Source organism: Streptomyces sp. SM11 (assembly GCF_002910905.1).
Taxonomy (GTDB): Bacteria; Actinomycetota; Actinomycetes; order Streptomycetales; family Streptomycetaceae; genus Streptomyces.
The window spans coordinates 60,812-86,563 of record NZ_NEUE01000098.1 but is presented as its reverse complement, the minus strand read 5'-3'; the positions used below and the strand labels follow the sequence as shown (position 1 = coordinate 86,563).

The 25,752-nt window shown below is 73.5% G+C and carries 22 protein-coding genes; 7 read left to right on the top strand and 15 right to left on the bottom strand.

Annotated features, from left to right (window positions below; all coding sequences use genetic code 11):
- Window positions 1-30 precede the first annotated feature (30 nt).
- Window positions 31-1,125 carry a succinyldiaminopimelate transaminase gene (dapC, locus tag B9S58_RS06565; RefSeq protein WP_103531175.1) on the bottom strand — a complete coding sequence of 365 codons (1,095 nt, stop codon included), beginning with the start codon at window positions 1,123-1,125 and terminating at the stop codon, window positions 31-33.
- Window positions 1,126-1,265: 140 nt separating this feature from the next.
- Window positions 1,266-1,586 carry a ferredoxin gene (gene fdxA, locus B9S58_RS06560; RefSeq protein WP_018956287.1) on the bottom strand — a complete coding sequence of 107 codons (321 nt, stop codon included), beginning with the start codon at window positions 1,584-1,586 and terminating at the stop codon, window positions 1,266-1,268.
- A gap of 117 nt (window positions 1,587-1,703) precedes the next feature.
- Between fdxA and B9S58_RS06555 the strand changes: the two genes are divergently transcribed.
- From B9S58_RS06555 to B9S58_RS06545, 3 genes are all read left to right on the top strand, one after another.
- Entirely contained in the window at window positions 1,704-2,699 is a 996-nt protein-coding gene (locus B9S58_RS06555) for a GNAT family N-acetyltransferase (protein ID WP_103531174.1), read from the top strand.
- Between the two features lie 103 nt (window positions 2,700-2,802).
- On the top strand, window positions 2,803-3,684 hold the full coding sequence (locus tag B9S58_RS06550; protein ID WP_103531173.1) for a transglutaminase-like domain-containing protein: 882 nt from the start codon (window positions 2,803-2,805) through the stop codon (window positions 3,682-3,684).
- Window positions 3,685-3,952: 268 nt separating this feature from the next.
- A complete protein-coding gene (locus B9S58_RS06545) occupies window positions 3,953-4,558 on the top strand; it encodes a response regulator transcription factor (protein ID WP_103531172.1) in 606 nt (201 codons plus the stop codon).
- Here B9S58_RS06545 and B9S58_RS06540 read toward each other — a convergent pair.
- From B9S58_RS06540 to B9S58_RS06520, 5 genes are all read right to left on the bottom strand, one after another.
- The gene (locus B9S58_RS06540) at window positions 4,527-6,419 is read right to left on the bottom strand and encodes an ABC transporter ATP-binding protein (RefSeq protein ID WP_258044204.1); all 1,893 of its coding nucleotides are present in this window, start codon (window positions 6,417-6,419) and stop codon (window positions 4,527-4,529) included. The two genes, B9S58_RS06545 and B9S58_RS06540, sit on opposite strands and share 32 nt — an antisense overlap.
- Window positions 6,416-8,230 carry an ABC transporter ATP-binding protein gene (locus tag B9S58_RS06535; protein WP_103531183.1) on the bottom strand — a complete coding sequence of 605 codons (1,815 nt, stop codon included), beginning with the start codon at window positions 8,228-8,230 and terminating at the stop codon, window positions 6,416-6,418. The genes B9S58_RS06540 and B9S58_RS06535 overlap by 4 nt, the downstream gene beginning before the upstream one ends.
- An 86-nt stretch (window positions 8,231-8,316) precedes the next feature.
- On the bottom strand, window positions 8,317-8,448 hold the full coding sequence (locus B9S58_RS06530) for a SapB/AmfS family lanthipeptide (RefSeq protein ID WP_018956281.1): 132 nt from the start codon (window positions 8,446-8,448) through the stop codon (window positions 8,317-8,319).
- Between the two features lie 46 nt (window positions 8,449-8,494).
- Window positions 8,495-11,137: a class III lanthionine synthetase LanKC gene (lanKC, locus tag B9S58_RS06525; RefSeq protein ID WP_103531171.1), complete on the bottom strand. Its 2,643-nt coding sequence runs from the start codon at window positions 11,135-11,137 to the stop codon at window positions 8,495-8,497.
- 199 nt (window positions 11,138-11,336) lie between these two features.
- Window positions 11,337-12,314 carry a helix-turn-helix transcriptional regulator gene (locus tag B9S58_RS06520; RefSeq protein WP_103531170.1) on the bottom strand — a complete coding sequence of 326 codons (978 nt, stop codon included), beginning with the start codon at window positions 12,312-12,314 and terminating at the stop codon, window positions 11,337-11,339.
- Window positions 12,315-12,478: 164 nt separating this feature from the next.
- Here B9S58_RS06520 and B9S58_RS06515 point away from each other — a divergent pair, with 164 nt between their 5' ends.
- Entirely contained in the window at window positions 12,479-13,729 is a 1,251-nt protein-coding gene (locus B9S58_RS06515; protein ID WP_103531169.1) for an MFS transporter, read from the top strand.
- The gene (locus tag B9S58_RS06510; protein ID WP_103531168.1) at window positions 13,726-14,313 is read left to right on the top strand and encodes a sugar O-acetyltransferase; all 588 of its coding nucleotides are present in this window, start codon (window positions 13,726-13,728) and stop codon (window positions 14,311-14,313) included. Before B9S58_RS06515 ends, B9S58_RS06510 begins: the two co-directional genes overlap by 4 nt.
- 75 nt (window positions 14,314-14,388) lie before the next feature.
- On the opposite strand, the gene B9S58_RS06505 is transcribed toward B9S58_RS06510, so the two are convergent.
- From B9S58_RS06505 to B9S58_RS06490, 4 genes are all read right to left on the bottom strand, one after another.
- Window positions 14,389-14,892, bottom strand: coding sequence for a DUF4265 domain-containing protein (locus B9S58_RS06505; RefSeq protein WP_103531167.1), 504 nt, complete (start codon window positions 14,890-14,892; stop codon window positions 14,389-14,391).
- Window positions 14,893-15,152: 260 nt separating this feature from the next.
- On the bottom strand, window positions 15,153-15,974 hold the full coding sequence (locus B9S58_RS06500) for an alpha/beta fold hydrolase (RefSeq protein ID WP_103531166.1): 822 nt from the start codon (window positions 15,972-15,974) through the stop codon (window positions 15,153-15,155).
- A complete protein-coding gene (locus B9S58_RS06495; RefSeq protein WP_103531165.1) occupies window positions 15,971-17,131 on the bottom strand; it encodes an NAD(P)/FAD-dependent oxidoreductase in 1,161 nt (386 codons plus the stop codon). Before B9S58_RS06495 ends, B9S58_RS06500 begins: the two co-directional genes overlap by 4 nt.
- A 23-nt stretch (window positions 17,132-17,154) precedes the next feature.
- The gene (locus tag B9S58_RS06490; RefSeq protein WP_103531164.1) at window positions 17,155-18,489 is read right to left on the bottom strand and encodes a carboxylesterase family protein; all 1,335 of its coding nucleotides are present in this window, start codon (window positions 18,487-18,489) and stop codon (window positions 17,155-17,157) included.
- Window positions 18,490-18,586: 97 nt separating this feature from the next.
- Here B9S58_RS06490 and B9S58_RS06485 point away from each other — a divergent pair, with 97 nt between their 5' ends.
- On the top strand, window positions 18,587-19,186 hold the full coding sequence (locus tag B9S58_RS06485; RefSeq protein ID WP_103531163.1) for a TetR-like C-terminal domain-containing protein: 600 nt from the start codon (window positions 18,587-18,589) through the stop codon (window positions 19,184-19,186).
- 157 nt (window positions 19,187-19,343) lie between these two features.
- On the opposite strand, the gene B9S58_RS06480 is transcribed toward B9S58_RS06485, so the two are convergent.
- The 4 genes from B9S58_RS06480 to B9S58_RS06460 all read right to left on the bottom strand — a co-directional run bounded on the left by B9S58_RS06480 (window position 19,344) and on the right by B9S58_RS06460 (window position 23,429).
- Window positions 19,344-21,566, bottom strand: coding sequence for a hypothetical protein (locus tag B9S58_RS06480; RefSeq protein WP_181009206.1), 2,223 nt, complete (start codon window positions 21,564-21,566; stop codon window positions 19,344-19,346).
- Window positions 21,567-21,740: 174 nt separating this feature from the next.
- A complete protein-coding gene (locus B9S58_RS06470) occupies window positions 21,741-22,241 on the bottom strand; it encodes a DUF6113 family protein (RefSeq protein ID WP_103531161.1) in 501 nt (166 codons plus the stop codon).
- Window positions 22,238-23,140 (bottom strand): N-acetyl-1-D-myo-inositol-2-amino-2-deoxy-alpha-D-glucopyranoside deacetylase, encoded by a 903-nt coding sequence (mshB, locus tag B9S58_RS06465; RefSeq protein ID WP_103531160.1) that lies wholly within the window; start codon window positions 23,138-23,140, stop codon window positions 22,238-22,240. The genes B9S58_RS06470 and mshB overlap by 4 nt, the downstream gene beginning before the upstream one ends.
- A 94-nt stretch (window positions 23,141-23,234) precedes the next feature.
- A complete protein-coding gene (locus tag B9S58_RS06460; protein WP_010063247.1) occupies window positions 23,235-23,429 on the bottom strand; it encodes a hypothetical protein in 195 nt (64 codons plus the stop codon).
- 176 nt (window positions 23,430-23,605) lie between these two features.
- Between B9S58_RS06460 and B9S58_RS06455 the strand changes: the two genes are divergently transcribed.
- Window positions 23,606-25,732 (top strand): S9 family peptidase, encoded by a 2,127-nt coding sequence (locus B9S58_RS06455; RefSeq protein ID WP_103531159.1) that lies wholly within the window; start codon window positions 23,606-23,608, stop codon window positions 25,730-25,732.
- Window positions 25,733-25,752: the final 20 nt, after the last annotated feature.

The window sequence follows — 25,752 nt, the reverse complement described above, 5'->3', positions numbered from 1 at the left end:
CGCGGTCGCGTCGCCGCGGCGACGACCCGGTCAGGACAGGCGCTTGACCGCCGCCGCCACCCGCTCGTCGGTCGCGGTGAACGCCACCCGGACGAAGCTCGCGCCCGCCGGGCCGTAGAAGTCGCCGGGCGCCACCAGGATGCCCAGCTCCGCGAGGTACGCCACGGTCTCCCAGCACGGCTCGTCGCGTGTCGCCCACAGGTAGAGGCTCGCCTCGCTGTGCTCGATCCGGAAGCCGTGCGCCTCCAGGGCCGCACGCAGGGCGAGGCGCCGGTCCGCGTAGCGGGCGCGCTGCTCGGACACGTGCACGTCGTCGCCGAGGGCGGCGACGGCGGCGGCCTGGACGGGGGCGGGCATCATCATTCCGCCGTGCTTGCGGATCAGCAGCAGCTCGCCGAGGACGGTCGCGTCACCCGCGATGAAGGCGGCCCGGTAGCCGGCCAGGTTGGAGCGCTTGGAGAGCGAGTGGACGGCAACGATGCCGTCGTAGTGACCGCCGCAGACGTCCGGGTGGAGCACCGAGACCGGCTCGGCGTCCCAGCCAAGCTCCAGGTAGCACTCGTCACTGAAGACCAGAATCCCGTGCTCGCGCGCCCAGGCGACGATCCGGGTCAGCTCGTCCTTGGGCAGCACCCTCCCGGTCGGGTTGGACGGCGAGTTGAGCCAGAGCAGCTTCAGCCCCGCCGGGTCCAGCTCGGTCGGGTCGTCGTAGCCGACGGGCTCCGCGCCGCAGAGCCGGGCGCCGACCTCGTACGTCGGGTACGCGAGCCGGGGGTAGGCGACCTTGTCGCCCGCCCCGAGCCCGAGCTGCGTCGGCAGCCAGGCCACCAGCTCCTTGGAACCGACGACGGGCAGCACGTTGGCGTGGGTCACGCCGACCGCGCCGAGGCGGCGCTCCACCCAGCCCGTGAGCGCGTCCCGCAGGGCCTCGGTGCCCCACACCGTCGGATAGCCGGGGCTGTCCGCGGCGGCGACCAGCGCCCGCCGGATCACCTCCGGAACCGGGTCGACCGGGGTGCCGACGGACAGGTCGACGACGCCGTCCGGGTGGGCCCGGGCCGTCGTCTTGTAGGGCGTGAGCCTGTCCCAGGGGAAGACCGGCAGACGGGAGGAGAGTGCGGACACGGCGCTCTGCTTTCTCGGATGTTCTCGTACGGGCGGCGGCGGAACGGGCGCACGGAGAGACCCCGGCGGTACGGGGAAACACCTCGGTCCCGCACGGTGACAAGCCGTACGGGACCGGTGCTGCGCGTGGTGCCGCCGTACTACTGGTTCTGCGGCGGCAGTGCGGCGATGAACGCGTGGTCGCGCTCGATGAGACCGAGCTTGGAAGCACCGCCCGGCGAGCCGAGATCGTCGAAGAACTCGACGTTCGCCTTGTAGTAGTCCTTCCACTCCTCCGGAGTGTCGTCCTCGTAGAAGATGGCCTCGACCGGGCAGACCGGCTCACAGGCTCCGCAGTCGACGCATTCGTCCGGGTGGATGTACAAGGACCGCTGGCCCTCGTAGATGCAGTCGACGGGGCACTCTTCGATGCAGGCCTTGTCCTTCACGTCGACACAAGGCTGCGCGATGACGTAGGTCACGCTGTCGTTCCTCCTCGGTAGGGCGTTGGCTCTCGCGCGGGAGCGCGGCGTCGTCGATGCCCGCCCCTAGTATCTCCGTTCTCGGGCACGATCCGAACAGGAGGGGCGAACAGAGCTGTGGAATTCACCATCAGCGGACGGCTGGAAGTCCGCATCACACCCGCTGACGTGGGCAAACGCGTCTCCGTGCGGCGCCGGACGGACGGCGGGGGCGCGGGCGCGGAGTTCACCGACGCGCTCGGTGTGCTCACATCATGGAACAACGGTGTGCTCTCGATCACACGAAAGAGCGGGGAAACCGTCCACATCGTGGAATCGTCCCTGGTCGCGGGCAAGGTCGTGCCCGCCGCCCCGGCCCGCCGGCGGGGACCCGCCGCCTCCTTCGAGGAGCTGGCCGCCGTCACCGCGCGCGCCTGGCAGCCCGTGGAGAGCGAGACGCTGGGCGACTGGCGGCTGCGCGCCGCCGGGGGCTTCACCCGGCGCGCCAACTCCGCGCTGCCGCTCGGCGATCCGGGCCTGCCGCTCGACGAGGCCCTCGGGCGGGTCCGCGGCTGGTACGAGGAGCGGGGCCTGCCCGCGTACGTCCAGACGGCGACCGGGGCCGAGGGCACGCAGGAGATCCTGTGCGCGGAGCTGGAGCGGCACGGCTGGCGGCGCGAGGTCTCGGCGGAGGTGCGGATCGCCGCTCTGGCACCGGTCGGTGACCGGGACGCGGAGGTGTCGGCGGTCCGCCTGTCCCGTGCGCCGGACGCGGCCTGGCTCGCCCGCTACCAGCGCTTCTCCACCCCCGGCCCCCATGTGCTGCGGGTGCTGGGCAGCGGCCCTTCGGTCTGGTTCGCCACGGTGCCGGGGGACACCGACGCGCCGACCGCGATCGGGCGGTGTGTCGTGGACGGGCGGTGGGCCGGCTTCATGGCCGTCGAGGTCGCTCCGGAGCAGCGGAGGCGCGGGCTGGCCACCACCGTGATGACCGCACTGGCGCGCCGGGCCCTGGAGGAGGGCGCCTCGGCGGCCTGGCTCCAGGTCGAGGAGGACAATGAAGGGGCCCGGGGGTTGTACGACGGCATGGGCTTCGCGGCCCATCACCGCTACCACCACTACCGCTCGGCGTGAGGGACCACGCGGTGGGACACAGGGACGTGGGACACAGGGACGTGGGGCACGGGGACGTGGGACACAGGGACGTGAGGCACGGGGACAGGGACATGGGTCGCATATGAGCGCGCTGGATTCCGGGACGGCCGAGCGGCGACGGCAGTTCGCCGAGGAAGCCCGGTCCGAACGGCCGGACCTCGCCCTCCTCTGCCTGCTACTGGGTGCGGAGGCCGGACCGGTGGGCCCGGCCGAAGTCCGCCCGGTGGTCCCGGGGGAGGCCGACCCCGACCCGTACGGCATCGACGCCGCGCAGATCGAGCTGGACCGGCTGGCGGGGCTGCTGCCGCACGGCTCCCGCTCCTCCGCCGCCTGGGCGTCGGCGCTGGCCGAACTGCTGGGGGACCGCTGCGGGTTCGGCGGCTCTTCGGTCGACTACCAGCGACTGGACTCCTCGCTCCTCCAGCAGGTGCTGCGCCGCCGCCGGGGCCTGCCGATCCTGCTGTCGGTCGTCTGGATCGAGGTCGCCAGGAGGGCGGGCGCCCCGGTGTACGGCGTGGCGCTGCCCGGCCACTTCGTGGTCGGCTTCGGCGATCGGGAGCATCCGGTGCTGGCCGATCCGTTCGCCGGGGGCGCGCCGCTGACCGGCCAGGACGCGGAGCTGCTGGTCGCGGGGGTGACCGGGGCGGCGCTGAAACCGTCGATGATGACGCCCGCGCGCCCGCTAGAGGTCGTGCTGCGGATCCTGAACAACGTCCGGGCGTGGGCGGCGGCCCGGCCCGAGCGCACGGATGTGGCCCTGTGGGCGGTGGAGCTCTCACTGCTGCTGCCCTCGCATCCGGCCAGGCTCCGCTTCGAGCGCGCCCAGCTCCTCGTCCAGCGTGGTGAGTTCCAGCGCGGGGCGGTGGAGATGGAGGAATATGCGGAGATCCTCGACGAAATCGAGCCGACGACGGCCGAGAACATCCGGCGCAAGGCCCACGCCGCACGCGCCATGCTGAACTGAACCGGCCCTCCGGCGGGAGATCCGCGGAACCCGTCCTGCGCCTGCCCTCCGTACGCCCCTGCGGTGGTGGGGCGGATGGGGCCATGGGCGATGTGCGCTCCCGTTTTACATCCGAACGCCCCCATCCGCGCCCAACGGGCGCGTTATTCGGCCCGTTCGTCAGCGTACGCGAATGCCCATGCGCTCAACTGGAAACCCGTCACCGGATGCGTACAGCCCGTCGCGTTCCGCTTCGGGCGGGCCGGAAGAGAAAGCTGAGGGCAGATCGATGACAACCGTGCTGTTGGTCCACACCGTGCCGTTGTGGCGCGCATCGCTGGCCTCGCTCCTGAGCACGGGGCGGGGAATGGAGGTCCGCACCGCCGAACACGGTGCGATACGCGCCGCACTGAGCGGGCCGGGCCCCGACGTGATCCTCACCGACCTCGACTGTCCGGGCACGCTGGACGTCCTGGACGAGGTGAGGACGATGACCACACCGGACGGCGGGCCGTGTCCGCTCGCCGTGCTCACCCGGAGCGACCGGCCGCGCGGACTGCGGCGGGCGTACGAGGCGGGAGCGCTCGGCTACATCGACAAGTACCGCCCGGTGGACGACCTGTCCGAGGTGATGCACAAACTGGCGGACGGCGGACGGCATATCGACGAGTCGCTGGCCTTCAGCCTCTTGCAGGTGGCCGACATGCCGTTATCGCCGCGGGAATTGAGTGTGCTCTCGATGGCCGAAGGGGGTGACACCGTGGCCGGGATAGCCGCTCGACTCCACCTCACGCCGGGGACGGTACGCAACTACCTGGCCGCCGCCATACGGAAGTCCGGGGCGCGCAATCGGCTGGACGCGATCAGACGGGCGAAGGAGGCGGGGTGGATCTGATGCCGCGTTCCTTGCCGCGCTCCGCCTCCGATGCCTCCGCCCCCTCCGCCCCCTCCGGCCCCACCGGCCCCACCGGCTCTTCCGTTTCTTCCGGTTCCCAGAGGCCGGCCAGGTCCCGGTAGAGGGCACAGGAGCGCAGGAGTTCGTCGGGGGTGCCGCACTGGGTGCGCGGGCCGTCCATCACCAGGGTCCGCCCGGCGCGGCGGGCCGAGCCGAGCCGGTGGGCGACGACGACCAGCGCTCCCGGCAGGGCGGCGAACGCCAGCTCGGCGCGGGTCTCCGCGGCCGGGTCGAGCCGGCTGGTGGCCTCGTCGAGGATCAGCAGTGGCGGGGCGGCGAGGTAGGCCCGGCCCAGGGCGACGAGTTGTCGTTCGCCCTGGGAGAGCCGGTCCGGTTCGAGCGCCGCGTCCAGGGAGCCGAGCCGGGAGAGCAGGGCGTCCAGGCCGAGCGCTTCCACCATGGCGGCGATCTCCCGGTCGCGGGCGTCGGGGCGGAGGTAGCGGAGGTTGTCGCGCAGTGAGCCGCTGAACACGTAGGCGTGCTGAGGCAGCAGGACGCGTACGGAAGTGGCGTCGGCCGGGCGGACCGGACGCCCGCGCCACCGCACCGCTCCCCCGGTGGGCCGCTCGGTCCCGGCGAGGACGGCGGCCAGGGTCGACTTGCCGCTGCCGCTCGGGCCGACGACCGCGAGGTGCTCGCCCGCCCCGATCGTCAGGGAGAGCCGGTCCAGGACGGGGTGGGCGCCGGGCCCGTACGCGAAGGTGACCTCGTGGAGTTCGGCGACCGGGGTTCCGCGCGGTGGCGGGGCGGCGTCCCGGACGGACGGCGGCAGGTCCTCGACGGGCGGGGGCGGCGCGTCCGTGAACCGGTCCAGGACCACGACGAGCCGGCCCCCGGCGGTGCCCAGCATGGTCATCAGCGCCTGGACGGCGGGGGCGAGCGCCTGGGTGAGATAGGTCAGCGCGCCGACCAGCGCGCCCGGCGTGAGCCCGTTCCGCAGCAGCCAGGGCGCTGCCAGGAGCAGCAGGAGCGGTGGGAACCGGCCGCAGACGGCAAGCGCCAGCACCCGTACGGCCGACCAGCGGGCCAGCGAACGGGAGGCGGCGAGCTGCGCCCCGGCGAGGGTCCGGGACTCGGCCACCGTCCGCCCGGCGGCTCCGGCGGCGGCGATGTCGCGTACGGAGGCGGCGAGCCGGCCCGCGTGGGCGGCGTACGCCTCGTCGGCGGCGAGGTAGTCGCGCTGGCGGGCGGCCATCGGCGGCAGGGTGCCGATGAACAGGGCGGCCCCCAGGAGCAGCGGGGGCAGCACGATCAGGAGGAGGGCGGGCGAAAGGGCCAGCAGGCCGGTGACGGCCCCGGCTGCCGTGAACACGAACGAGCGCAGCGTCAGGACGAGTCCGGCCCAGCCGTCGCGGGCGATCTCACTCTGGTGGGTGACCTGTGACAGGGACCGGGTGCTGACGTCCCCGGAGCGGCCGAGCGCGCCGGACAGCGCACGGGACACGGCGCGCCGGACCAGCCCGTCGCGCAGCGGCTCCACCAGGTCCGCGAGCCGGCCGAACACGCCGCGTGCGGCGAGCACGGCGGGCAGCACGGCGACCGCGGCGAGGGCCAGCCAGAGGAGGCCGGTCAGCGGCCGTCCGGCGAGGAAGCCGTCGTCGAGCGCGCGGGCGACCCCGAACCCGCCGAGGAAGGTCTGCGCGAACTCCAGCAGGGACCAGCCGGCCAGCCGCAGGACCACACCGGTGCGGGCCCGCAGGAAGGGCAGGGCCTCGCGGCCGACCCGGCGCAGCGAGCCGTCGCGCCGGGGGCGGGCCTCGTACGGCGCGGCGGGCCGGGGGCGGGCCTCGTCTCCCTTCACCGGGCCTCCGCTCCTGGGACCTGCGTTCCCGCGCCCGGCGCTACGGGGGTACGGCTCGCGGGAACAGCGCCCTCGGCGGGTGCGTCCGTGCGGAAGACCGCCCGGTAGTCCGGGTCCGCCCACAGCTCGTCGTGACGGCCCGTCGCGCGGATCCGGCCGTCCTCCAGCCAGGCGACCCGGTCCGCCCGCGCGGCCGAGGACAGCCGGTGGGCGACGATGATCCGGGTGCAGCGGCCGGCCCGGGCGTCCAGCGCGCGCCGGACGTGGTGCTCGGTCACGGTGTCGAGGCTGGACAGCGCGTCGTCGAGGATCATCAGGCGGCCCGGGTGGGCGAACGCGCGGGCCAGTCCCAGGCGTTGGCGTTCGCCGCCGGAGAGCGGGGCGTCGGCGACCGGGGTCGCGTAGCCGTACGGGAGCAGCGCGAGGAACCCGTCGGCGCGGGCCGCACGGGCGGCGTCGCGTACGGCTTCGGGGGAGGCGGTCCAGGGTCCGTAGGCGATCGTGTCCTCGACGGTGGCGCCGGGGAGGGCGGGGCGGGCGAAGGCGTACGCCACCTCGCGGCGCAGCCGGGCCGGTTCCATGCCGTCCATCGGGACACCGTCCAGCAGCACACTGCCGGTGTCCGGGTCGAGCAGCCGCCCGGCGACCGCGGCGAGCACCGACTTGCCGGAGCCGGAGCGCCCGACGACGGCCAGGGAGGAGCCGCCGGGGACGGTCAGGTGGACGCCGGTCAGCAGCGGGCCGCTGTCCTGTTCGACGCCGACGTCCCGGAGTTCGAGGCGCCCGGGGGCGTCGGGCACCGGGCGAAGGCCGCGGTGCGGCAGCGGTGCGAGGGTGAGGAGGGGCTCCAGGCTCCGGGCGGCCGCGCGGCTGCGGGCGAGGGCGCCCAGGGCGCCGGTCAGGGCGCCGATGCCGACGGCGAGGCTCGCGTAGCGGGAGGCGGCGACCAGGTCGCCGACGCCGATCGCGCCCGCGTGGAGCCGGAGTCCGGCGACCGCGAGGACCAGCAGGAGGAGCAGCGGCAGCAGGAGGCCGCTGCGGCCGACGGCCCGCCCGTACACCGCCCAGGTGCGCCTGCCGTGTTCGGCGAGGGCGGACAGGGGTTCCAGGACGCGGCGGTGCTCGCGTGCGCCGGTGTGGGCGGCGCGGATGGTGTCGGCGCCCTCCAGGGCCTCGGTGAGCCGGTGGGCGATGAGCGACTGGGCGCGCTGGTAGTCGGCCCCGGCGTCGGCGGTCCGGCGGGTGAAGGTGCGCAGCAGCGCGACGAGGAGGGGTGCGCCGAGGAGGAGGGCGGCGGCCGTCCAGACGTCGATGAGGAGGAGTCCGGCGATCGCGCCGAGCGGGAGCAGGACGCCCGCGACGGCTCCGGCGGCGGTGACAGGCGCGGACGCTGCGTCGGCGGTGCGGGCGGTGAGCCGGGCGGCGAGGTCGCCGGTGGGCAGGGCGAGGGCGCGGCGGGGTTCGGCGGCCAGGATCCGGGCGGCGGTGCGGGTGCGCAGGGACGCGGTGAGCCGGGCGGTGGTGGTCGTGCCGGTCACGGCGGCCACCGCGTCGAACCCGGTCTCGGCGAGGGTCAGGGCGGCGCAGAGCAGCAGCCCGGACCAGGGCACGGGGCCGCCGGAGACGAGCCGGTCGACGGTGTGGCCCAGGGCGGCGGGCAGGGCGAGTGCGGCGAGCGCACCGCCGGTGGAGCAGAGGAGGAGCCCGAGGAGGGCTGCCGGGTGCTGCCGGGCGAGCCGCCGGATGCCGGACGCCGTGCCCGTGCCCGGGCCCGGACTCGGGCTGGGGCTGGGGCTGGGGCTGGGGCGCAGCCGCACGGGGTCGCCTTTCCTGTTCCTGCGGGCACGTGGCCGGCCGGCCCGCCGGTGAGGATCACCCGCGGGCCGGCCGGTGCGGGTCACGGGGTGCAGAGGACCACGCTGAGCGAGCTGTACTCACAGACCAGCAGCGAGACCTGGCTGCCCGTGGCGAGCTCGCCGAAGGAGTCCTCGGCCGGGGTCTCCATCGCCTGAAGGTCGAGAAGTGCCATGATGATGTCCTTTCGGGGACGGTTGTGGTGCTTGACGGTGGTGCGGTCACGACCCCTGGTGGGGCCGGTTCGTGGGGCCACTCGCGTGGCCGGGGTGCGCCGCCGGAGCGGCGGTCAGGAAGGGAAGTCCGGTGGGCCTGCCGGAGGCGGCGCCCAGGGCGAGGAGAGCGCCGGCGGTCCCGGTGGCCAGGTCCATCGACAGGCGCATCAACTGCTCGCCCGGGAAGGCGAGTCCGTCGCCGTACGGCACCGCGTGGCTGCCCAGCAGGTCGGTGTGGCGGGCGATGGCGCGCTGCCGGTCGGCCGCGTCGCAGAGCGGGGTGGCCGCGAGGTGCGTCAGGAGTCCGGCCGAGCCGCGGAGCAGTCCGGGCTGGACGTAGAAGGCGGAGAGCGCGGCCGGCAGGAGGGCGCGGCCCGCCGCTTCGAACGCCGGGTCCGGGCGGTGGGCCAGGTAGGCGTCGATGACGGCCGCGATGCCGGCGCTGCCCGAACCGAGGTACGGCATCAGCCGTCTGCCCTCGACGACGAGGAGTTCGCCGTCGTCCCCGGCCCGGCACCGCTCCAAGTCCCGGCGCAGGGCGGTGGCCGCCAGGCCGAGCAGGGCGGCGTCCCCGGTGGTCGCGTACCGGCGCACCAGCAGCAGGGCGATGCCGCTCGCGCCGTGCAGCAGTCCGGTGCGGGGCGACGGCGGCCCGTCGACGAGCGCGCGGACGGCGAGGGCGGTGCAGCGGGCCGCGGCGGCGGACAGCGCCGGGGCGTCGGCGGCTCCGGCGGTGCGGGCCAGGTCGTCGAGGGCGAGGCCGATGCCCGCGTACCCGTTGTGGAGGCCGGGCGACAGGCCCTCCAGGGGCTGGTCGAGGATGATCCGGAGGAGGTCGGCGGCCTCGGCGGTGCGGCCGATCCGGTGCAGGGTCCAGGCGATGCCGGTGAGTCCGTCGTAGAAGCCGAGGGGGCTGCCGGACGCCGGGTCCTTGGCGTGCCGCAGGAGCCAGTCCTCGGCCGGTTCGCACGGCGGGGCACCCGTCTCGTGGAGGGCGTAGAGCACTCCGGCCGCCCCGTACGCGAAGGACTGGCCGCCGGTGGCCGTGGCGAACTGGGCGATGTCCCCGGGGAAGCAGCGGTCCTCGCGCTCCGGCGTGCAGGAGGCGGTGATGGCCCGGACCATCGCGTCACGGCTGCGCGGCCAGTCGCCGGGGGCCGGGACGGAAGCGGGAGCGGAAGCGGAAGCGGGAACGGCCTGGAGGTCGGGCTCCCCCGTGTCGCGCAGGATCTCCGCGACCGCGGGCCGCAGTGTCTCCTCGGTGACCGGGAAGACGCGTGCGATGTCCCGCGCCAGGCCGACTGCCTTCGTGCGGTCGATGCCGAACAGCGTGGTGAGCGGCAGGTACAGGGCGAGCCGCAGACAGGCCAGCGCGTAGCGGTCGATGTCGGCGCCGCGCCGGTCGGGCGGGGCGACGAAGGCCGGGTTGGCGACGATCTGGCGGCGGCGCTCGGCGGCCGGGGAGGCTGCCTCGAAGTCGAGGAGGACGATCCGTGAGGCCTCCTCGTCGACCATGACGTTGCTCATGTGCAGGTCGCTGATGACGATGCCCCGGGCGTGCACCGCGTCGACCGCGCGCTCGACCTGCCCGTACAACTCCTCGGCCCAGGAGGCGTGTGCGGCGAGCAGGTCGGGTGACGGGTGCTGCCGGGCAAGTGGGAAGCGGCGTGCGAAGACGGTGTTGAGGGTGGTGCCGGGGATGTACTGGAGGACCAGGAAGTGGTGGTCGCCGACCTCGAACGCGTCCCGGACTGCCGGTACGCAGTCCAGCCCGGCCAGCTGCTCCAGCGCGGTCCTCTCGCGCTCCAGCCGGGCCACGGCGTCCGCCCCGTCGGCGGCCAGACCGGCGTACGGGCGGGCTTCCTTGAGGACGACCTGCTCGCCGGTACGGGTGTCGCGGGCGAGGTAGACCCCGCCGCCGTTGGAGAAGTGCAGCGCCTTCTCCACGGTGTACGGCAGGTCCGCGAGGCCCACGGCGGTGCGGGCTTCGAGATGCGGCATGAGGAAGCCGGGCGGGGTCACCCATGAGGGGACGCGGAAGGACGGGCCCCGGTCGTCGGGGACGAGCCGGCCCTGCGGATCGGCGACGGCGGGCACGGGCCGCCCGTCCGGGCCGGCGCAGAAGCGGGCGGCGAACGCCCCGTACCGGGTGTGCACGGGCCCGTTCCCGCACCGCAGATCGCTCAGGATGTACGGGCCGTGCTCGCCCTCCAGCAGCTGCGTCAGGGCGGTGCACACCTCGGGGAACGCCTCGTCGGACGGCGGGTAGACGGTGATGAACTTCCCGCTGCCCGCCCGGTCCGCGTACTTGGCGTTGCGCAGGGCCAGCAGCCCCGGATTCGGTACGCACTTGAAGGCCAGCCGGTGTTCCAGGCAGTGGGCGAGGACCCGGTCCAGCACGGAGGCCGCGTTGTCGAGGGCGGCGGAGACGTGGATCTTCCAGCCCTGGGGCGGCAGCCGCAGCCCGTCGGGGCTGTACGAGAGCCAGTCGCCGCGCCGGGAGCGCGTCCAGCCCCGGGGTGCGGCGCCACGGAGCGGCGCGTAGTACGAGCGTTCCTCGTCGGCGGCTCCGCCCGGTCCGGCGGAACGGTGGGGTGCGTCGTAGAAGCGGCGGTCCGCCTGGCAGTACGCGGCGTACTCCGGATTCACGCACGTTCCCCTCGCTCGGTTCTTTCGCGGCGAGAGAGAAACTGTCACAACGATGGGTGGTACCCATAGTCACTGTTGTCACGACTCGTACATGCGCACCAGTCATGCGGAGCGCACCGCGCGCCGATGCACTTCCGCCGGTCGCCCAGCTGCGGACGGGTGCGAGCAGGGGGCGTGCGCGGGGCGCTCCCGGCTCTCCTCAGCCCGCACCGTGCACCAGTACGTCCCCCGGCTCCGTACGGAAGTAGAGCACGGAGCGGCCCGCCCGGCGGCGGCGGACCAGCCCGGCGTCCAGCAGGATCCGCAGATGGCGGCCCACCGAGCCCAGCCCCTGGCCGGTCAGCGCGACCAGCTGCGTCGTGGAGAGCGGGGAGGCCAGCAGCACCAGGACGGCCGCCCGCGCCGGGCCGATCAGCGCACCCAGGGCCGCGGGCACGGGAACGTGTCCGGCCTCGGCGAGCGCGCCGGAACACGGGTACACCAGCCCGTACCGGTACGGAACGTCCCAGCAGACCCAGCACCGATGCGGGGTGACGGGGATGAACAGCAGTTGCGCGCGGCCCAGTTCGCGGGGCGGATTGTCGTAGGTGTTGATCTGGAGCCGGCTGTCGCCCAGCCAACGGACCCCCGGGCGCATACCGTTCAGCGCCTCGGCCCAGCCGCCCCGCCCCAGCTGCGCGGCGCGGGCGATCACATCGGCCTCCAGGATCCGCTGCCGCCTCGGCCAGTCGGGCAGCACGGTGTGCGTCCAGACCCACTCCACGGCGTCGGCGGCACGCTCGGCCAGGTCGTCCCGGTCCAGTGCGGCGGGCAGCGGACCGCGCAGCGCCTCGGCCAGTTCGGCGCGGGCCCGGTCGGGCGGGGTGGCCCGGATCCGCGCGACCTCCTCGGCGAAGGCGGGCGGGGCCTGGCCGGGCGGGGCGGGGACGGGTGCGGGGGTGAGGAAGTCGGCGGTCCAGCACGGCGCGAGGGCGGAGCGGATCACCAGCGCGGAGACCGGGTCGTCGGCCGCCCGCCGCCGGTACGTGGGCAGATGGGTCTCCAGCCAGGCACGCTCCCCCGGGTGCGCGGCGGTGGCCTGCTCCAGGACCATCAGGCTCGCGAGGGCCTCCGCGAGCGGCGAGACGACGAACCGGCTGTCCGCGAGCGTGTCGGCACTGACCTGCCACCAGCCCACGCGCCGCACCTCCCCGTCCCCTGTCCACCCTCCGGCCCGTCCGGTCAGGGAACCCCCGCCGACCCCGCCGGCCAGGAGAACCCCGGCCGGCCGTCCCGCCCCGGGCTTTCGCCTCCGCGCGAAACAGTAACGGTCCCGGCGGCGGCGTCCGGAGACTCCGCGTCATGCACACCTACCGCGAGCTGTTCCGGATCCCGGAGTTCACCCCCTTCTTCGCGGCCGTCTCCGTGCAGACGGCCGCCCAGACCGCGACCGGCCTGGCACTGGGCACCCTCGTGTACGCGCGGACGGGCTCGCCCCTGCTGTCGGCGCTGGCGATGTTCGGCCCGTCGCTGGCCCAGGTCGCCGGGGCGCTCACCCTGCTGTCGGCGGCGGATCGGCTGCCGCCGCGCGCCGCGCTGACCGCCCTGGCCCTGCTGTCCGCGGGAGCCGCCTGCGTCCAGGCCGCTCCCGGACTGCCGCTGTGGGCCGCGTTCGCCGTCCTGCTGGCGGTGGGCGTGGTCGCGTCACCCGGCGGGGGCGTACGGTACGGGCTGCTCAACGAGATCGTTCCGCGCGAGGGATTCCTGCTCGGCCGCTCCGTGCTCAACATGACGGGCGGCGCGATGCAGATCTGCGGGTTCGCGGTGGGCGGGCTGCTGGTGACGGTGTTCTCGGCGCGCGGCACCCTGCTGATCGGGGCGGCCCTGTACGCGGTCGCGGCGGCCATGACCCGGTTCGGGCTGACCGCCCGGCCGCCCCGGGCGTCCGGCCGCCCCTCGGTCCGGGAGACCTGGCGGACGAACGCGTTGCTCTGGTCGTCCACGCCGCGCCGGTACGTGTTCCTGGCGCTGTGGGTGCCCAACGGGCTCGTCGTGGGCTGCGAGTCCTTGTACGTCGCGTACGCGCCCGGGCACGCCGGGCTCCTCTTCGCCTGCGGGGCCCTGGGTATGCTGGCCGGGGAAACGCTGGTCGGACGGTTCGTCACGGCACGGTGGCGGGTCCGGCTGGGGGCGCCGCTCCGGCTGCTGCTGGCCGCGCCCTATCTCCTCTTCGCCCTGCGGCCGGGGCTGCCCCTCGCGCTGGTGGTGGTCGTCCTGGCGAGCGTGGGCTTCGCCGCGAGTCTGCTGCTCCAGGAACGGCTGATGGCCCTCACCCCGCGGGAGCTGAGCGGCCAGGCGCTCGGGCTGAGCTCCTCGGGCATGCTCGCGATGCAGGGGGTGGGGGCGGCCGTGGCGGGCGGCATCGCCCAGCTGACCTCCCCCGCGACGGGCATGGCGGCGGTCGCGGGGCTCTCGGTGGCGGTGACGCTGGCGCTGGCCCCGGGGCTCCGTGACCGGTCCGGGAGCGGTGCGGGCAGACTGCTGGGACAGGCCGCGGAAGCCGATGGACCACCGCGAGCGCCCCGTACACCCCGCACGAAGGAGACGACTTGAGCGACCACGCCCGGCCCAGCCAGAAGGAAGCCATGCTCTCCGGTGAGCCGTACATCGCCGACGACCCCGAACTGGCGGCGGAGGCGCTGCACGCGGCCGTGCTGAGCGAACGCTACAACGCCACCTCGGCCGCCGACCCGGAGGCCCGGCGCGCCGTTCTGGCCGAACTCCTCGGTGAACTGGGCGAGGGCGTGGAGGTACGGCCGCCGCTGCGGGTCGACTACGGCTACCGGACCACCATCGGCCCCCGGACGTTCATCAACTTCGGCGCGGTCCTCCTGGACGCCGCCCGCATCACCATCGGCGCGGACGTCCAGATGGGCCCGAACGTCCTGCTGCTCACCCCGGCCCACCCCGTCGACCCGGAGCCGCGCCGCGCCAAGTGGGAGGCCGCGCAGCCGATCACCATCGGCGACAACGTGTGGCTGGGCGGCGGGGTGATCGTCTGCCCCGGGGTGACCATCGGCGAGAACACGGTGGTCGGCGCGGGGGCGGTCGTCACGAAGGACCTGCCCGGACACGTGGTGGCGGTCGGCAACCCGGCCCGGGTGATCCGGAAGACCGGCGAGGAGGAAGAGGCGTGACGCCCTGGGCCACCGCAGCCCGCCGGGCGCGGCACTCCGGTCTCCTGCGGCCCGCCACGTGTGGCACCTCGGGTGCTAAGCGGCCCGCCAGGCATCCGTGACGCACGAGACCTCGAAGTGCCACCAGCCCTCGTCCCGGCCCCGGGCGAGCAGCGCCTTGACCCCGCGCAGGTCCGCGCCGCTCGGCACGGTCAGGGCGACCAGCGGGAACTCGGCGCTGAAGACCTCACCCGTGAGCCCGAAGGAGGCGAGCCGCTCGTGCACGGCCTGTGCGTCGCGCCCGAGCGGGCCGTCCGGCACGGGCAGCACCCGTACGGTGCAGTTGCCCGAGTCCGCCACCCGGCCGGTGGCCCAGTGCACGCCGTCGTCGTCCGTCCGGAACCATACGGTCTCGCCCTCGGCGACCCCGTCCTGGAGGAAGGGCACGTTGTCCACCCGTGCGGTGTCCGCGCCGAGCCGCGTCGCCCACAACCCCTCGGTGTCGTACGGCAGCCAGTCCTCGCGCGGGACGAAGCGGAACCAGACCTTGATCTGATCGGTTTCACGGGGCGGGCGCTCCGGACGCGCGGGGGAACTCATGGCCCCATGGTCCCCCGCGCGCGGCACGCCCGCCCGTCCAGGACGACGATCACCACGACGACCAGGCACGACATCAGCTTCTGATCCGTCGGCGGCTGGACCAACGGCGTCTGGAGCACGACGTTCTCGGGCGTCGAGGGCGCACCGGTCTACAGCTCCCCCGAGCCGCCGCACACCACACTAGAGCTGAGCGGCCAGGCCCTCGGGCTCAACTCCTCGGGGATGCTCGTGATGCAGGAGGTGGGGGCGTGGAGGTGTACTCACACGGGAGGGTCGGTCGCCGTGCCGAGGAAGCCGTTGAGTTCGGCTGCCACCTGCTCCGGGAGTTCGAGAGCCGGGAAGTGGGTCTCACCCGGGAGCCTGGTGTAGCTGAACCAGGGGTTGCGGTCGCTGAACTCCCGGTGGAGGGTGTCGTACTCGGCGGCCTTGGGGTGGGAGAAGACGTGGCGCACCGGACGGGAGTGGGTGAGTTGTTCCATGCGGGCCATCGGTGAACCCCAGGTGTCGTAGGCGCTCTGGATGACACGGCTGGAACGTGACCACATGTCGAAGCCGAAGCCGCCCGCCTCGTGGAGGATGTGATGATTCACCTGTGCGCTGTCGCTGCCCGCGAGCCATGCCTGACCGAGTTCTTCGCGAGCGAGGGACCAGGTCTCCGGCCGGGTCATCGCCTGGAGTCCGAGGGCGAAATCGGGGGGCAGTTCCGTCATGATCAGGTCGGCGATCATGACCTGGGGGACGCGTTGGGGGCCCAGTAGCTCGGCCATCTCCAGAGCGACCCATCCTCCGTGGGCATGGGCGAGCGGGACGCAGTGCGTGACGTCGAGGTGGTCGAGCAGCGCGATCGTGTCGGCGGCCTGCTCGGTGAGGCCGAACTCCGCGACAGGAGTGCGGTCGGGTCCGTGTCCGCGCCAGTCGACCCGGATGACACGGTGCCGGGGCGCAAGGTGCTGGACGAGCCGGTCGTAGTACCGGTGGTCGTGGCACCAGCCGGGCAGCAGCACGATCGCTGGTCCCGAACCGGGAAGGCCGTGCTCGTCGAAGGAGATCCGGGTGCCGCTGAGGTCGATCGTGTTGATCACTTTGCGTCCTCGTCGTCGGTGGTGAGATTCGGCCTGATGCGTGTGGCCGCGAGTTGGGAGTTGGCGGTGCTGGGGAGGAGACCCGCCAGGCGTATCAGCGGGTCACGCACCACATCGGGAACACGGTTGAGCAAGCGCATGCGGTAGGACGTGTTCTGGGTGCGCTCGATACCGGGCCGGGTCCGGCACTCCCATCCCGCCAGGGCATCGAACAGGCTTGCTGTCGGTCGGCTGACGGCCGTGGCCAGCGCGATGGCGTTGGTCATGGCCGTCCCCCCGCCCTGCCCGAGGTAGGGCGGCTGGGCGTGGGCCGCATCGCCGATGAAGGCGACCCTGCCGCGTGACCACGAGCAGAGCCTGACGTGTTCGTAGGTGTCCCAACGGATCATCGGGACGCCCTCGGTGGCGGCCAGGACCTTGGCGAAGGCGGGGAAGCTCCGGGTCCACTCCGCGACGTCGATGTGGCTGCCGTCGATCCCCGGGTCGTCGGAGTCGCAGGTGAAGGCCAAGTAGAGGTCGCGGGGCGTGCACGGCGTGCAGAGCAGTCGGCGGCTTCCGTGGAAGGACTCCAGATGCTTGTGGCCGTCCGCGGCTGACAGATAGTGCGCGGATCGGGGGATCATGATCCGGGCGCCGCCCTGACTCATGCGGGTCCTGGTGTAGGCGAGGTCGACGCTGTCGCGCAGCCGTGAGTGGACGCCGTCAGCCACGACCACCAGGTCCGCCGACTCGATCTGGCCGTGGTCGAGGTGGACGTCCCCGTCGGGCCGGACCGCGTGGACGGGGGAGTCGGTGACGATCTCCACGCCCGCCGCAGTCGCGGCGTTGACCAGTGCCTTCATCAGCTGGGTGCGCGGCGGGGTGACACAGCGCGGCTGTCCCGCACCGTTGATCTTCACGCGTACGAGGGTCCGGCCCGAGCGCGTCCTCATCTCCATCTCGGGTGCCTTGTGCGCGCCCTCGACGGCTTCGGCGAGAGCACCGATGGATTCGAGGGCGAACAAGCCGTTGTCCCAGAGGTAGATGCCGGCCCCCACGGCACGGATCTCCGGCTGGCGCTCGCGCAGGCGGACCTGCCAGCCCTGGCGGGCCAGGGCGCCGGCGGCGGTCAGACCGCCGATACCTCCTCCGACGACGACTGCCGTGCGAGGGGTCATGGTGAATCTCTCCGATCGTCGGGTCAAGGAAGGGGGTGTCGGTGCTGGGACGATGGCCAGTGCGCGGGCCAGACAGGGTCACTGATGCGGCCGGTGTGGACGAAGTGGCCCCAGTGGGCGCGCGTGCGGGCCCCGATCGCGCTGATCTCCCGTGGTGACAGCGGCCGCAGCATCGGCGCGTCGGACCATGCGTCCTCGTCGCCGAACAGGAGGGGCAGATCGATGCAGTGACATGCCCCGAAGGGACTGCCGGAGTGCGGGGACCTGACCTCGTAGCACCACACCGGGGCACCGGCACCTGCCAGAAGGCCGGCCAGAGCACGCACCGGTTGGTCGAAGACCCTGTCCTGCGCCAGCCGCCGAAAGGCCTTGGCCGCGGCGGGTCCGGCGACGGGGATGCGACGGATCCTCGCGAGCGTCGGGTGGGGTCCGTGGAATGCCGTCATCTCGTCCACGGTGTTCCCGATCAGGAACTGTCGGCCGGCCGCGTCCCGCAGGACGTTCTGCCTCCACCGCCCCGCTTCCGGCATCGGTTCCGCTCCGAAGGAGGGCAGGAACGGCGGCCTCGATCTCAGCCCTCCGGGGCCCGCGAGCCGCCGCGTGACCCGGGCTTGCGCGGCAAGGACGTCAGCGACCGGTGCCCGGCGCGGGTCTCCGCCCAGTTCCTTCAGGAAGAGGCCGGCCACGCGTCGGGCCTGCTGCGGGGTGTGGAAACCCAGCCCCAGCGGAGCGCTCTGAACGATCGCCCGAGCGAACAGGGGAGCGGCCCGGTCGATGCCGAGCATCGCCGTGATGGAGTGGGCTCCGGCCGACTGTCCGGCAGCCGTCACACGACCGGGGTCGCCGCCGAACGCCTCGACGTTGTCCCTCACCCATTCGAGGGCGGCGATCTGGTCCAGCAGCCCCAGATTCCCCGGCGAGACCTCGGGAGCGAAGAGATAGCCCAGTGCACCGAGGCGGTAGCTGACCGACACCACGACGATCCCGGTTTCTCGCACCAGCCGCTCGGCGCCGTACTGCGCCCACTCTCCGCTGCCAGACACATAGGCACCGCCGTGCAACCAGACCAGCACGGGCGAGCCTCCCGCCCTCGCATCCTGCCGAACAGTGATCGTCAAGGTTTGACAGTCCTCGGACTGCTCCAACCTACTCGGCGGGCCGATGACCCCCTCCAGCCGCGAAGGCAGCTGCGGTGCCACCGGACCCGGCCTGGTGGCATCGGCGACCTCATTCCGCGCCTTCGGTCGGCCGGGACGACCGAAACGTCCCGCGTTCCCGTACGGAATCCCGTGGAAGGTCGTGACGCCCTCGGACGCACGACCCCGCCACCGCCCGGACGGTGCTGACACATCGGGCATGTCACCTCCAGACACATATCGCGAAAAATCTTGCGATGCAGTCGGAGCATAGGCATCCATGCGTCGTCATCGCAAGTTTCTTTGCAATAATGGGCCGATGTCTGCCACACACTCCGAAGAACGAAAGGTCCAGGCGCGCGGCGCGAAGCTCCGCGCGCTTGTCCTCGACGCGACCATCACCCGCATCACCGAGAGCGGCATCGACGACGTCCGCTTCGCCGACGTGGCAGCGAAGGCCGGGGTGCACGAGGCATCGCTCTACCGCCGGTGGAAGACGGTGCCCCGGCTACTCGTTGACGCACTGCTCACCCGCACGCACGCCGAGGTCCCCATCCCGGACACCGGCTCGACCAGACGCGACTTGGAGATCTTCACAGCCGAACTGGCCCGCTTCGCCCAGACCCCGGTCGGAACCGCTCTGATCCGCTTCACCGTGGTCTCGGACGACGCTCCGGAGATCGAGTCCGGGCGGCGGGAGTTCTGGCTCCAGCGCTTGTCAGCGGCGGAAGAGATCATCGAACGCGGAAAGGGCCGGGGTGAGATCGCCCCTGGCGCCGACGCCCAGCTGGCCGTCATGGCCCTGGGAGGGCTGATCCACCTCCACATCACCCACCTGGGGACGCGCGTGCCCGACCATCTGCCCGAGCAGGCGGTGGCTCTTGTCTATCCGGGGATCGCCTTGCCCGCCCCGCACTGAACGAACCAGGCAGGCCCGCGAGGCCGAGCCCGTCGGCGTGCTGGAGGTCGCCCGGGACAGCCGACAGGTCGGGGCACGCCCGGCGACGACGCCGCCCCCGGCCGGAGACGTTCCCGGGCGGGGGCGGAGTCGTGGAGCGGGTGTCCGTGCCGGGGCCTCAGCCCTGGCCGGTCAGGTCGATGGTGACCGTGCGCTCGGCGGCGGTCCTCCCGGCCAGGGCGGTCTTCATCACCTGGGCCACGTCGTCCGCGCCGACCTGGTGCTTCTTGCCGTCGCCCTTGACCGCCATGATGCCGTCGAAGACGCCGTCCAGGAGCCTGTCGATCGCCTTCTTGTCGTAGACCTCGACCAGCCGGCCGTCCACGGCCTTCATGGAGAGGATCTGCGGCAGCGACCGGGCGGGGCCGAACTGGATCTGCTTGGGGCCGGCCTTGATGGTGATCAGGCCGGACATCGCGGGCTCGGCGAACTCCTTCATCGCCCGGTCCAGTTCGGTCTTGGTGATGGTGGGTTCGGTGGTGGTGACGGGGAGTTCGACCAGCCGTGCCTGCCCGGTCTGCACCTGGGCGCGGTAGGCGTCCCGGACCGAGATCAGGGACTGGCCGGCGTCCAGCGCCTTGCCCGGCTTGCCCGGCACCGCCACGGCCTTGTTCGGCTCGAAGCGGATCGTGCCGTCGTCGGCCGAGCCGGAAGCGCCCGCCAGGTCGGACAGCGCCACTCCGAGCTTCTCCTCGTCGACCGGGATCACCGGGTCGGCGGGACGCTCCCCGCCGAACAGCGAACCGATCACCGAGACGGGGTGATAGTCGCTGCCCGCCGCGCCGCGCACGGTCTCCTGGCTGTCCAGGGTGAGACCGGCCTTCGCGGGGTCGAGCGTCTCCTCCTTGCCGTCCACCGACAGCTGGAGGGGCGTCTTGGCCCGCTCACCGAGGGCGGCCTCCAGCTTGGTGACCGCCTCCTCCTTCGTGCCGCCACCGATGTCGACGCCGAGCACGGTGGTGCCCTTGGGGACCTCGGAGTGGTTCAGCAGGAGACCCGCCCCGTACGCGATGCCGAGCAGCACGATCGCGGCCACCCCGAGCAGGACCAGCTTGGAGCGGCCCTTCTTCGCGGGGGCCGGGACGGCGGAGGCCTTCTTCTCAGGACGCGGGGCGGCGGGACCGGGCGCGGGACCGTCGGGTCCGCCCGGGCCACCGGGTCCGCCCGCCACCGGGCCGCCGGGGGTGCCCGGCCCGCCCGGGAACGTGGCGCGGGGCTCGCTGGGCACCACGGGGATGCCGCTGCTCAGTGTGTCGCCCGAGACATGGCCGCCGGGGCCGGCTCCGGGCGCCGGGACCTGTGGCGTGAGGATCGCGGTGTCGTCGGACATCCGGGGCGGTACGCCGCCGGGGATGCCCGGGACCATCGGGCCGGGGCCGCCGAGACCGGGGACGCCGTCGAGGTTCGGGGTCAGCGCGGAGGTGCCGGTGACCGGTCCCGTGGTGGGGCCGGACGGACCGGGCGTACGCGCCCCGGGGCCGGGGGTGGAACGCGTGCCTCCGCCGGGGTGCTCGGCGCCGTAGCCGTCGAGCGCACTGCGGCCGGGACCGGGCGCGCCCGGAGCGCCACCGGGGCCGCCCGCACCGGGCACCGGGGCGTCCGAGAAGTACGGCAGGTCGGGACGCGAGCGGCCCGCCTCGCCGTCGGACGCGCCACCGGGGCCGGTGGGACTGCCGGGGCCGGGGCCGCCGAGGCCGCCCGTGCCTGACGCGCCGGGGCCGCCCGCACTCAGACCGCCAGGACCGCTCGGACCGCCGGGGCCCGAAGCGCCGCCGGGGCCGGTAGGAGCGACTCCGGGGGCGCCGGGCCCACCGGTGCCCTGGGCGGCTGCTCCCGGCCCGGTGGCCGGGGCCTTGCGCGGGGCGAACCAGTCGCTGCCGCCCTTCTCCCGGGCCGGCTTCTCCGCGGACGCCGGGTCGACGGCAGGGCCGCCGTCCCGGGACCGGTCCGCGGGCACTCCGCCGTCCGGGCCCGCCGAACGGTCCGCAGGTCCGGCGCCGGGTGCCGGAGGCGGCGTACCGGGGCGCGGGGTGGCGCCGGTGCGCTCCGCCTCGGAACGGCCGCCGGCGATGTCGCTCTCCGCCATCGGCGTACGCATCACGACCGGCGGGATAGGACGCGACCCGGGAATGTTGATCCGGATGCGCGTCGTCAGCGTCGTCTCGGTCTTCGGTTCCTCGGGCCGGGGCGGATCCACGGATTCCGGGTTCTCGTCAGAGCCGTCCGGTGACGGGTGCAGCGACGGATACTGGCGGGATCCGTACGGCGGCGTACCCGACGGGTACGCGGCTCCGCCGCGGCCCCGGGGGCCGGAGGACGAACTGTCAGTTTCACGACTCAAAGCAGGTTCTCCCGATTGGCTCCGCCGCCCGTACTTCCCCCATGCCGCAGGCCAGGGGACGGCTCGGCGCGCGCACCACCATACTGGCCGCCGCCGCCGGACACTCCGCGACCGGGGGAAACCTCCCCCGTGCATCACACCTGTGGGGGTCGTTCCGGACCCGGACTTGGCACTTCACGTACCGGACCGGCCGCTGTGGATGGCTGATTGCGGCACTTTGGAGGTGGTGGCGCACATCACAGCGGCGGCCGTCCCGCCGAGGACGAAGAGCACCAGGCCGAGTTCGTCGCCGAAGACGTAGTCGCCCTCCGGCCGGCCGCTCAGCAGAAGGAAGACCGTGATGAACCAGCCCGCCGCCGGGGCGAGCGCGCCGATCTGCGTACGGGTCAGGATCCGGCCGCCGTAGAAGAGGCCCGCGGAGCCCGCCAGCGCGATGATCAAGCCGCCCGGGAACCAGGCGGCCTGGACGAGGGTTCCGGCGATCGCGACGAACGCGCCGAGCACGGCGAAGCCCAAGTAGGCCGCGATCCGGACCGGGTTCGGACGGACGGCGAGGCCGGTGGGCTCGGGCGGTCCGGGCCGCGCGCTCCGCCGCGGCGCGTCGGAGGCGCGGGAGGCGCGGGAGGCGCGGGAGGACTGCGCGCGGCCGCGCCCCTTGCCGGGGGTCCCGCTCATGCCGCACCTCCCGCGGCGTCCGGCAGGCCCGCGAAGAGGTCGCTCTCACGCGCCCCTTCGGGGACGCCCGGTGCGCCCCGTACCAGTTGGTAGCACTCGGCCGTCAGCAGGGGCTGGCCGAGGCCGTTGGAGAGGGCGAAGAAGGGGCCGTCGACCGTGATCTGGGTGGCGTGGGCGCGCATCGCCGCCGACTTCGCCCCGGCGTACGCCGATCCGTCGATCTCCGCGGTGATCTGCTCCGCGCCGGTCACGCCCGGGACGTCGTCCACGGCGGCGACGCCGGAGAAGGCCCCGGGGGCGGTGGTGCGCAGCCGGTCGAAGGCGGCCTCGGTCACGGTCCGCTCCACCCGGTTCCAGTAGATCTTGGCGACGGTGTGCGGGGCGTCGGTGCCGTACGCCGGGTCGGCGGCGAGGCCGGTGGCGCGCATCGCGACGCGGTGGGCCTGGATGTGGTCGGGGTGGCCGTAGCCGCCGTCCGGGTCGTAGGTGACCAGGACCTGGGGGCGGACCTCGCGGATCACCTCGACGAGGTGGGCCGCCGCCTCGTCCACCGGGGTGGACCAGAAGGAGCCGGGGCGGTGGTTCTGTTCGGTGCCCATCATTCCGGAGTCCCGGTAGCGGCCCGCTCCGCCGAGGAAACGGTGGTCGGTGACGCCGAGCTCCTTCATCGCCGCGGCCAGCTCGCCCACGCGGTGGGGTCCCAGCGCGTCGTCCCGGTCGGCGGTGAGGCGGGCGAGCGGGGGCGGGATGACCTCGCCCTCCTCGCCGCGCGTGCACGTCACCAGGGTGACGTGGGCGCCCTCGGCCGCATACCTGGCCATGGTGGCGCCGTTGTTGATCGACTCGTCGTCGGGATGCGCGTGCACCAGCAGCAGACGGCGGGCGGGGAGGTCCTTCATGGGACCACCCTACGAGCCCGGAGGCCCCCCGTGCCCCCGCGCCCCCGCGCCCGCGCCTCCTCGGCCCCCGGGTGGGCGGCCCCCGGAGGGGCGGTCAGAACTTGATGCTGCTGATCATCCCCGCCACGTTGGTCGTCAGATCGGAGATGGTCGGCGCGATGGACGAGCTCGCGATGTAGAAGCCGAGCAGCATGCAGACCACCGCGTGTCCTCCCTTCAACCCGGACTTCCGGATCAGCAGGAAGACGATGATCGCCAGCAGCACTACCGCCGAAATCGAGAGCGCCACGGCGGTTCACCTCCATCAGTACGGTCGGGACAGGAGCACACGCGGAGCCAGCAGGTTCCTACCCACCGAGCGCTACGGATCATAACTATCCGTGCCAACGCATTGATCGGGGCACAGCAGCACGAGGGGCGCACGAACCGCGCCGCGCGGCCGAGTTCGGAGCTAAGTTCGGAGCCATGACCTCGCAGAAGCTGTCCTTTCCCCGCCAGCAAGCACGAACCCAGCGCTTCACACTCGGCGCACCTCGCGCCTTCACCGTCTCATCAGATGAGACACGCGTGATCTTCCTCCGGTCCACATCCGGAACGGACCGGACCCACCGGCTCTGGGTACTCGATCCGGCGACCGGCGAGGAGCGCGTCGCCGCCGATCCCGAAGTCCTGCTGGGCGGTTCGGCGGAGAAGCTGTCGGCGCAGGAACGGGCCCGGCGGGAGAGGACCCGGGAGGGTTCGTCGGGCATCGTCTCCTACGCGGTGGACGCGGCGGCGGAGTTGGCGGCGTTCGCCCTGTCCGGAAAGGTGTACGTGGCCGAGCTGCGGGCCGGGACCGCGCGGGCGCTGCCGGTGCCGGGCCCGGTGATCGACCCGCGCCCGTCCCCGGACGGCCGGCACATCGCGTACGTGGCCAAGGGCGCGCTGCGGGTCGTGGGGGCGGGGGGCGAGGGCGACCGGGCGCTGGCCGAGCCGGAGGACTCCCATGTCACCTACGGTCTGGCCGAGTTCATCGCGGCCGAGGAGATGCACCGCTTCCGGGGTTTCTGGTGGTCGCCGGAGTCGGACCGGCTGCTGGTCGCGCGGGCCGACGACAGCCCCGTGCAGCGCTGGTTCATCGCCGATCCGGCGAACCCGGAGCGCCGGCCGGCCGAGGTCGCCTACCCGGCCGCGGGCACGCCCAACGCCGAGGTGCGGCTGTACGTCATGGACCTGGAGGGGACCCGTACGGAGGTGGTCTGGGACCGGGCGGCGTTCCCGTACCTGGCCCAGGCGCACTGGTCCTCCGCGGGCGCCCCGCTGCTGCTGGTGCAGGCCCGTGACCAGCGCAGTCAGCAGTATCTGGCGGTGGACCCGGAGACCGGGGCGACCCGGATCGTGCATGTCGACGAGGACCTGGTGTGGCTGGATCTTTTCCCCGGGGTGCCCGCGTGGGCGCCGGACGGACGGCTGGTGCGGATCGTCGACGAGGGCGGTGCGCGGGTGCTGGCGGTCGGGGACCGGCTGCTCACCGGATCGCAGCTGCACGTCCAGTCGGTACTGGACATCGGGGAGTCCGACATCCTGGTCTCGGCGGTGGCCGGTGAGGACGCGGTCGAGCCGGAGATCGGGCAGATCCACGTGTACCGGGTGAACGAGCTGGGAATCGAGCGGATTTCCGAAGGGGTGGGCGTGCACTCCGCGGTCCGCTCGGGCGGTCTCTCGGTCGTGGTCTCGGCCGTCCCCGAGAAGCCCGGAGCCGCCGCGTGGGCGGTGCGGGACGGCAAGCGGCTGACCCGGATCGCGAGCTTCGCGCAGGAGCCGGTGCTCTCCGCCCGCGTGACCCTCACCGAGGGGGGCGCGCGGCGGATTCCGTGCGCCGTGCTGCTCCCCTCGGACTACCAGGAGGCGGATGGTCCGCTTCCGGTCCTGATGGATCCGTACGGTGGTCCGCACGGCCGCCGGGTGGTCGCCGCCCACAACGCGCACCTGACCTCGCAGTGGTTCGCGGACCAGGGCTTCGCGGTGGTCGTGGCGGACGGGCGGGGCGCGCCGGGACGCTCGCCGGGCTGGGAGAAGGCGGTACGGGACAACCTCGTGCTGACCATGGAGGACCAGGTCGAGGCGTTGCACGGGCTCGCGGACCGGTTCCCGCTGGACCTGTCCCGGGTGGCGATCCGCGGCTGGTCCTTCGGCGGCTATCTGGCCGGGCTCGCGGTGCTGCGGCGGCCCGACGTCTTCCACGCGGCGGTCGTGGGCGCTCCGGTGACGGACCAGCGGCTGTACGACACCCACTACACCGAGCGCTACCTCGGCGATCCGGCCGAACAGCCCGAGGTGTACGCGTACAACTCGCTGCTCACCGACGACGGTCTCTCCGAGCCCGCCGCCGAGGTCCGGCCCATGATGATCGTGCACGGCCTGGCCGACGACAACGTGGTGGTCGCCCACGCCCTGCGGCTGTCCTCGGCGCTGCTGGCGGCCGGGCGTCCGCACGAGGTGCTGCCGCTGAGCGGGGTGACGCACATGACGCCGCAGGAGCAGGTCGCGGAGAACCTGCTCCTGCTCCAGGTGGACTTCCTCAAGCGGTCACTGGGACCGACCGGAGCCTGAACCACGCGTCACCGGGCGGC

Coding starts and splice junctions, on each gene's coding strand:
- B9S58_RS06550 (WP_103531173.1), top strand. CDS start 2,803: ATGAGCGCGCTGGATTCCGGGACGGCCGAGCGGCGACGGCAGTTCGCC.
- B9S58_RS06545 (WP_103531172.1), top strand. CDS start 3,953: ATGACAACCGTGCTGTTGGTCCACACCGTGCCGTTGTGGCGCGCATCG.
- B9S58_RS06530 (WP_018956281.1), bottom strand. CDS start 8,448: ATGGCACTTCTCGACCTTCAGGCGATGGAGACCCCGGCCGAGGACTCC.
- B9S58_RS06515 (WP_103531169.1), top strand. CDS start 12,479: ATGCACACCTACCGCGAGCTGTTCCGGATCCCGGAGTTCACCCCCTTC.
- B9S58_RS06505 (WP_103531167.1), bottom strand. CDS start 14,892: ATGAGTTCCCCCGCGCGTCCGGAGCGCCCGCCCCGTGAAACCGATCAG.
- B9S58_RS06495 (WP_103531165.1), bottom strand. CDS start 17,131: ATGACCCCTCGCACGGCAGTCGTCGTCGGAGGAGGTATCGGCGGTCTG.
- B9S58_RS06490 (WP_103531164.1), bottom strand. CDS start 18,489: ATGCCCGATGTGTCAGCACCGTCCGGGCGGTGGCGGGGTCGTGCGTCC.
- B9S58_RS06485 (WP_103531163.1), top strand. CDS start 18,587: ATGTCTGCCACACACTCCGAAGAACGAAAGGTCCAGGCGCGCGGCGCG.
- B9S58_RS06470 (WP_103531161.1), bottom strand. CDS start 22,241: ATGAGCGGGACCCCCGGCAAGGGGCGCGGCCGCGCGCAGTCCTCCCGC.
- mshB (WP_103531160.1), bottom strand. CDS start 23,140: ATGAAGGACCTCCCCGCCCGCCGTCTGCTGCTGGTGCACGCGCATCCC.
- B9S58_RS06455 (WP_103531159.1), top strand. CDS start 23,606: ATGACCTCGCAGAAGCTGTCCTTTCCCCGCCAGCAAGCACGAACCCAG.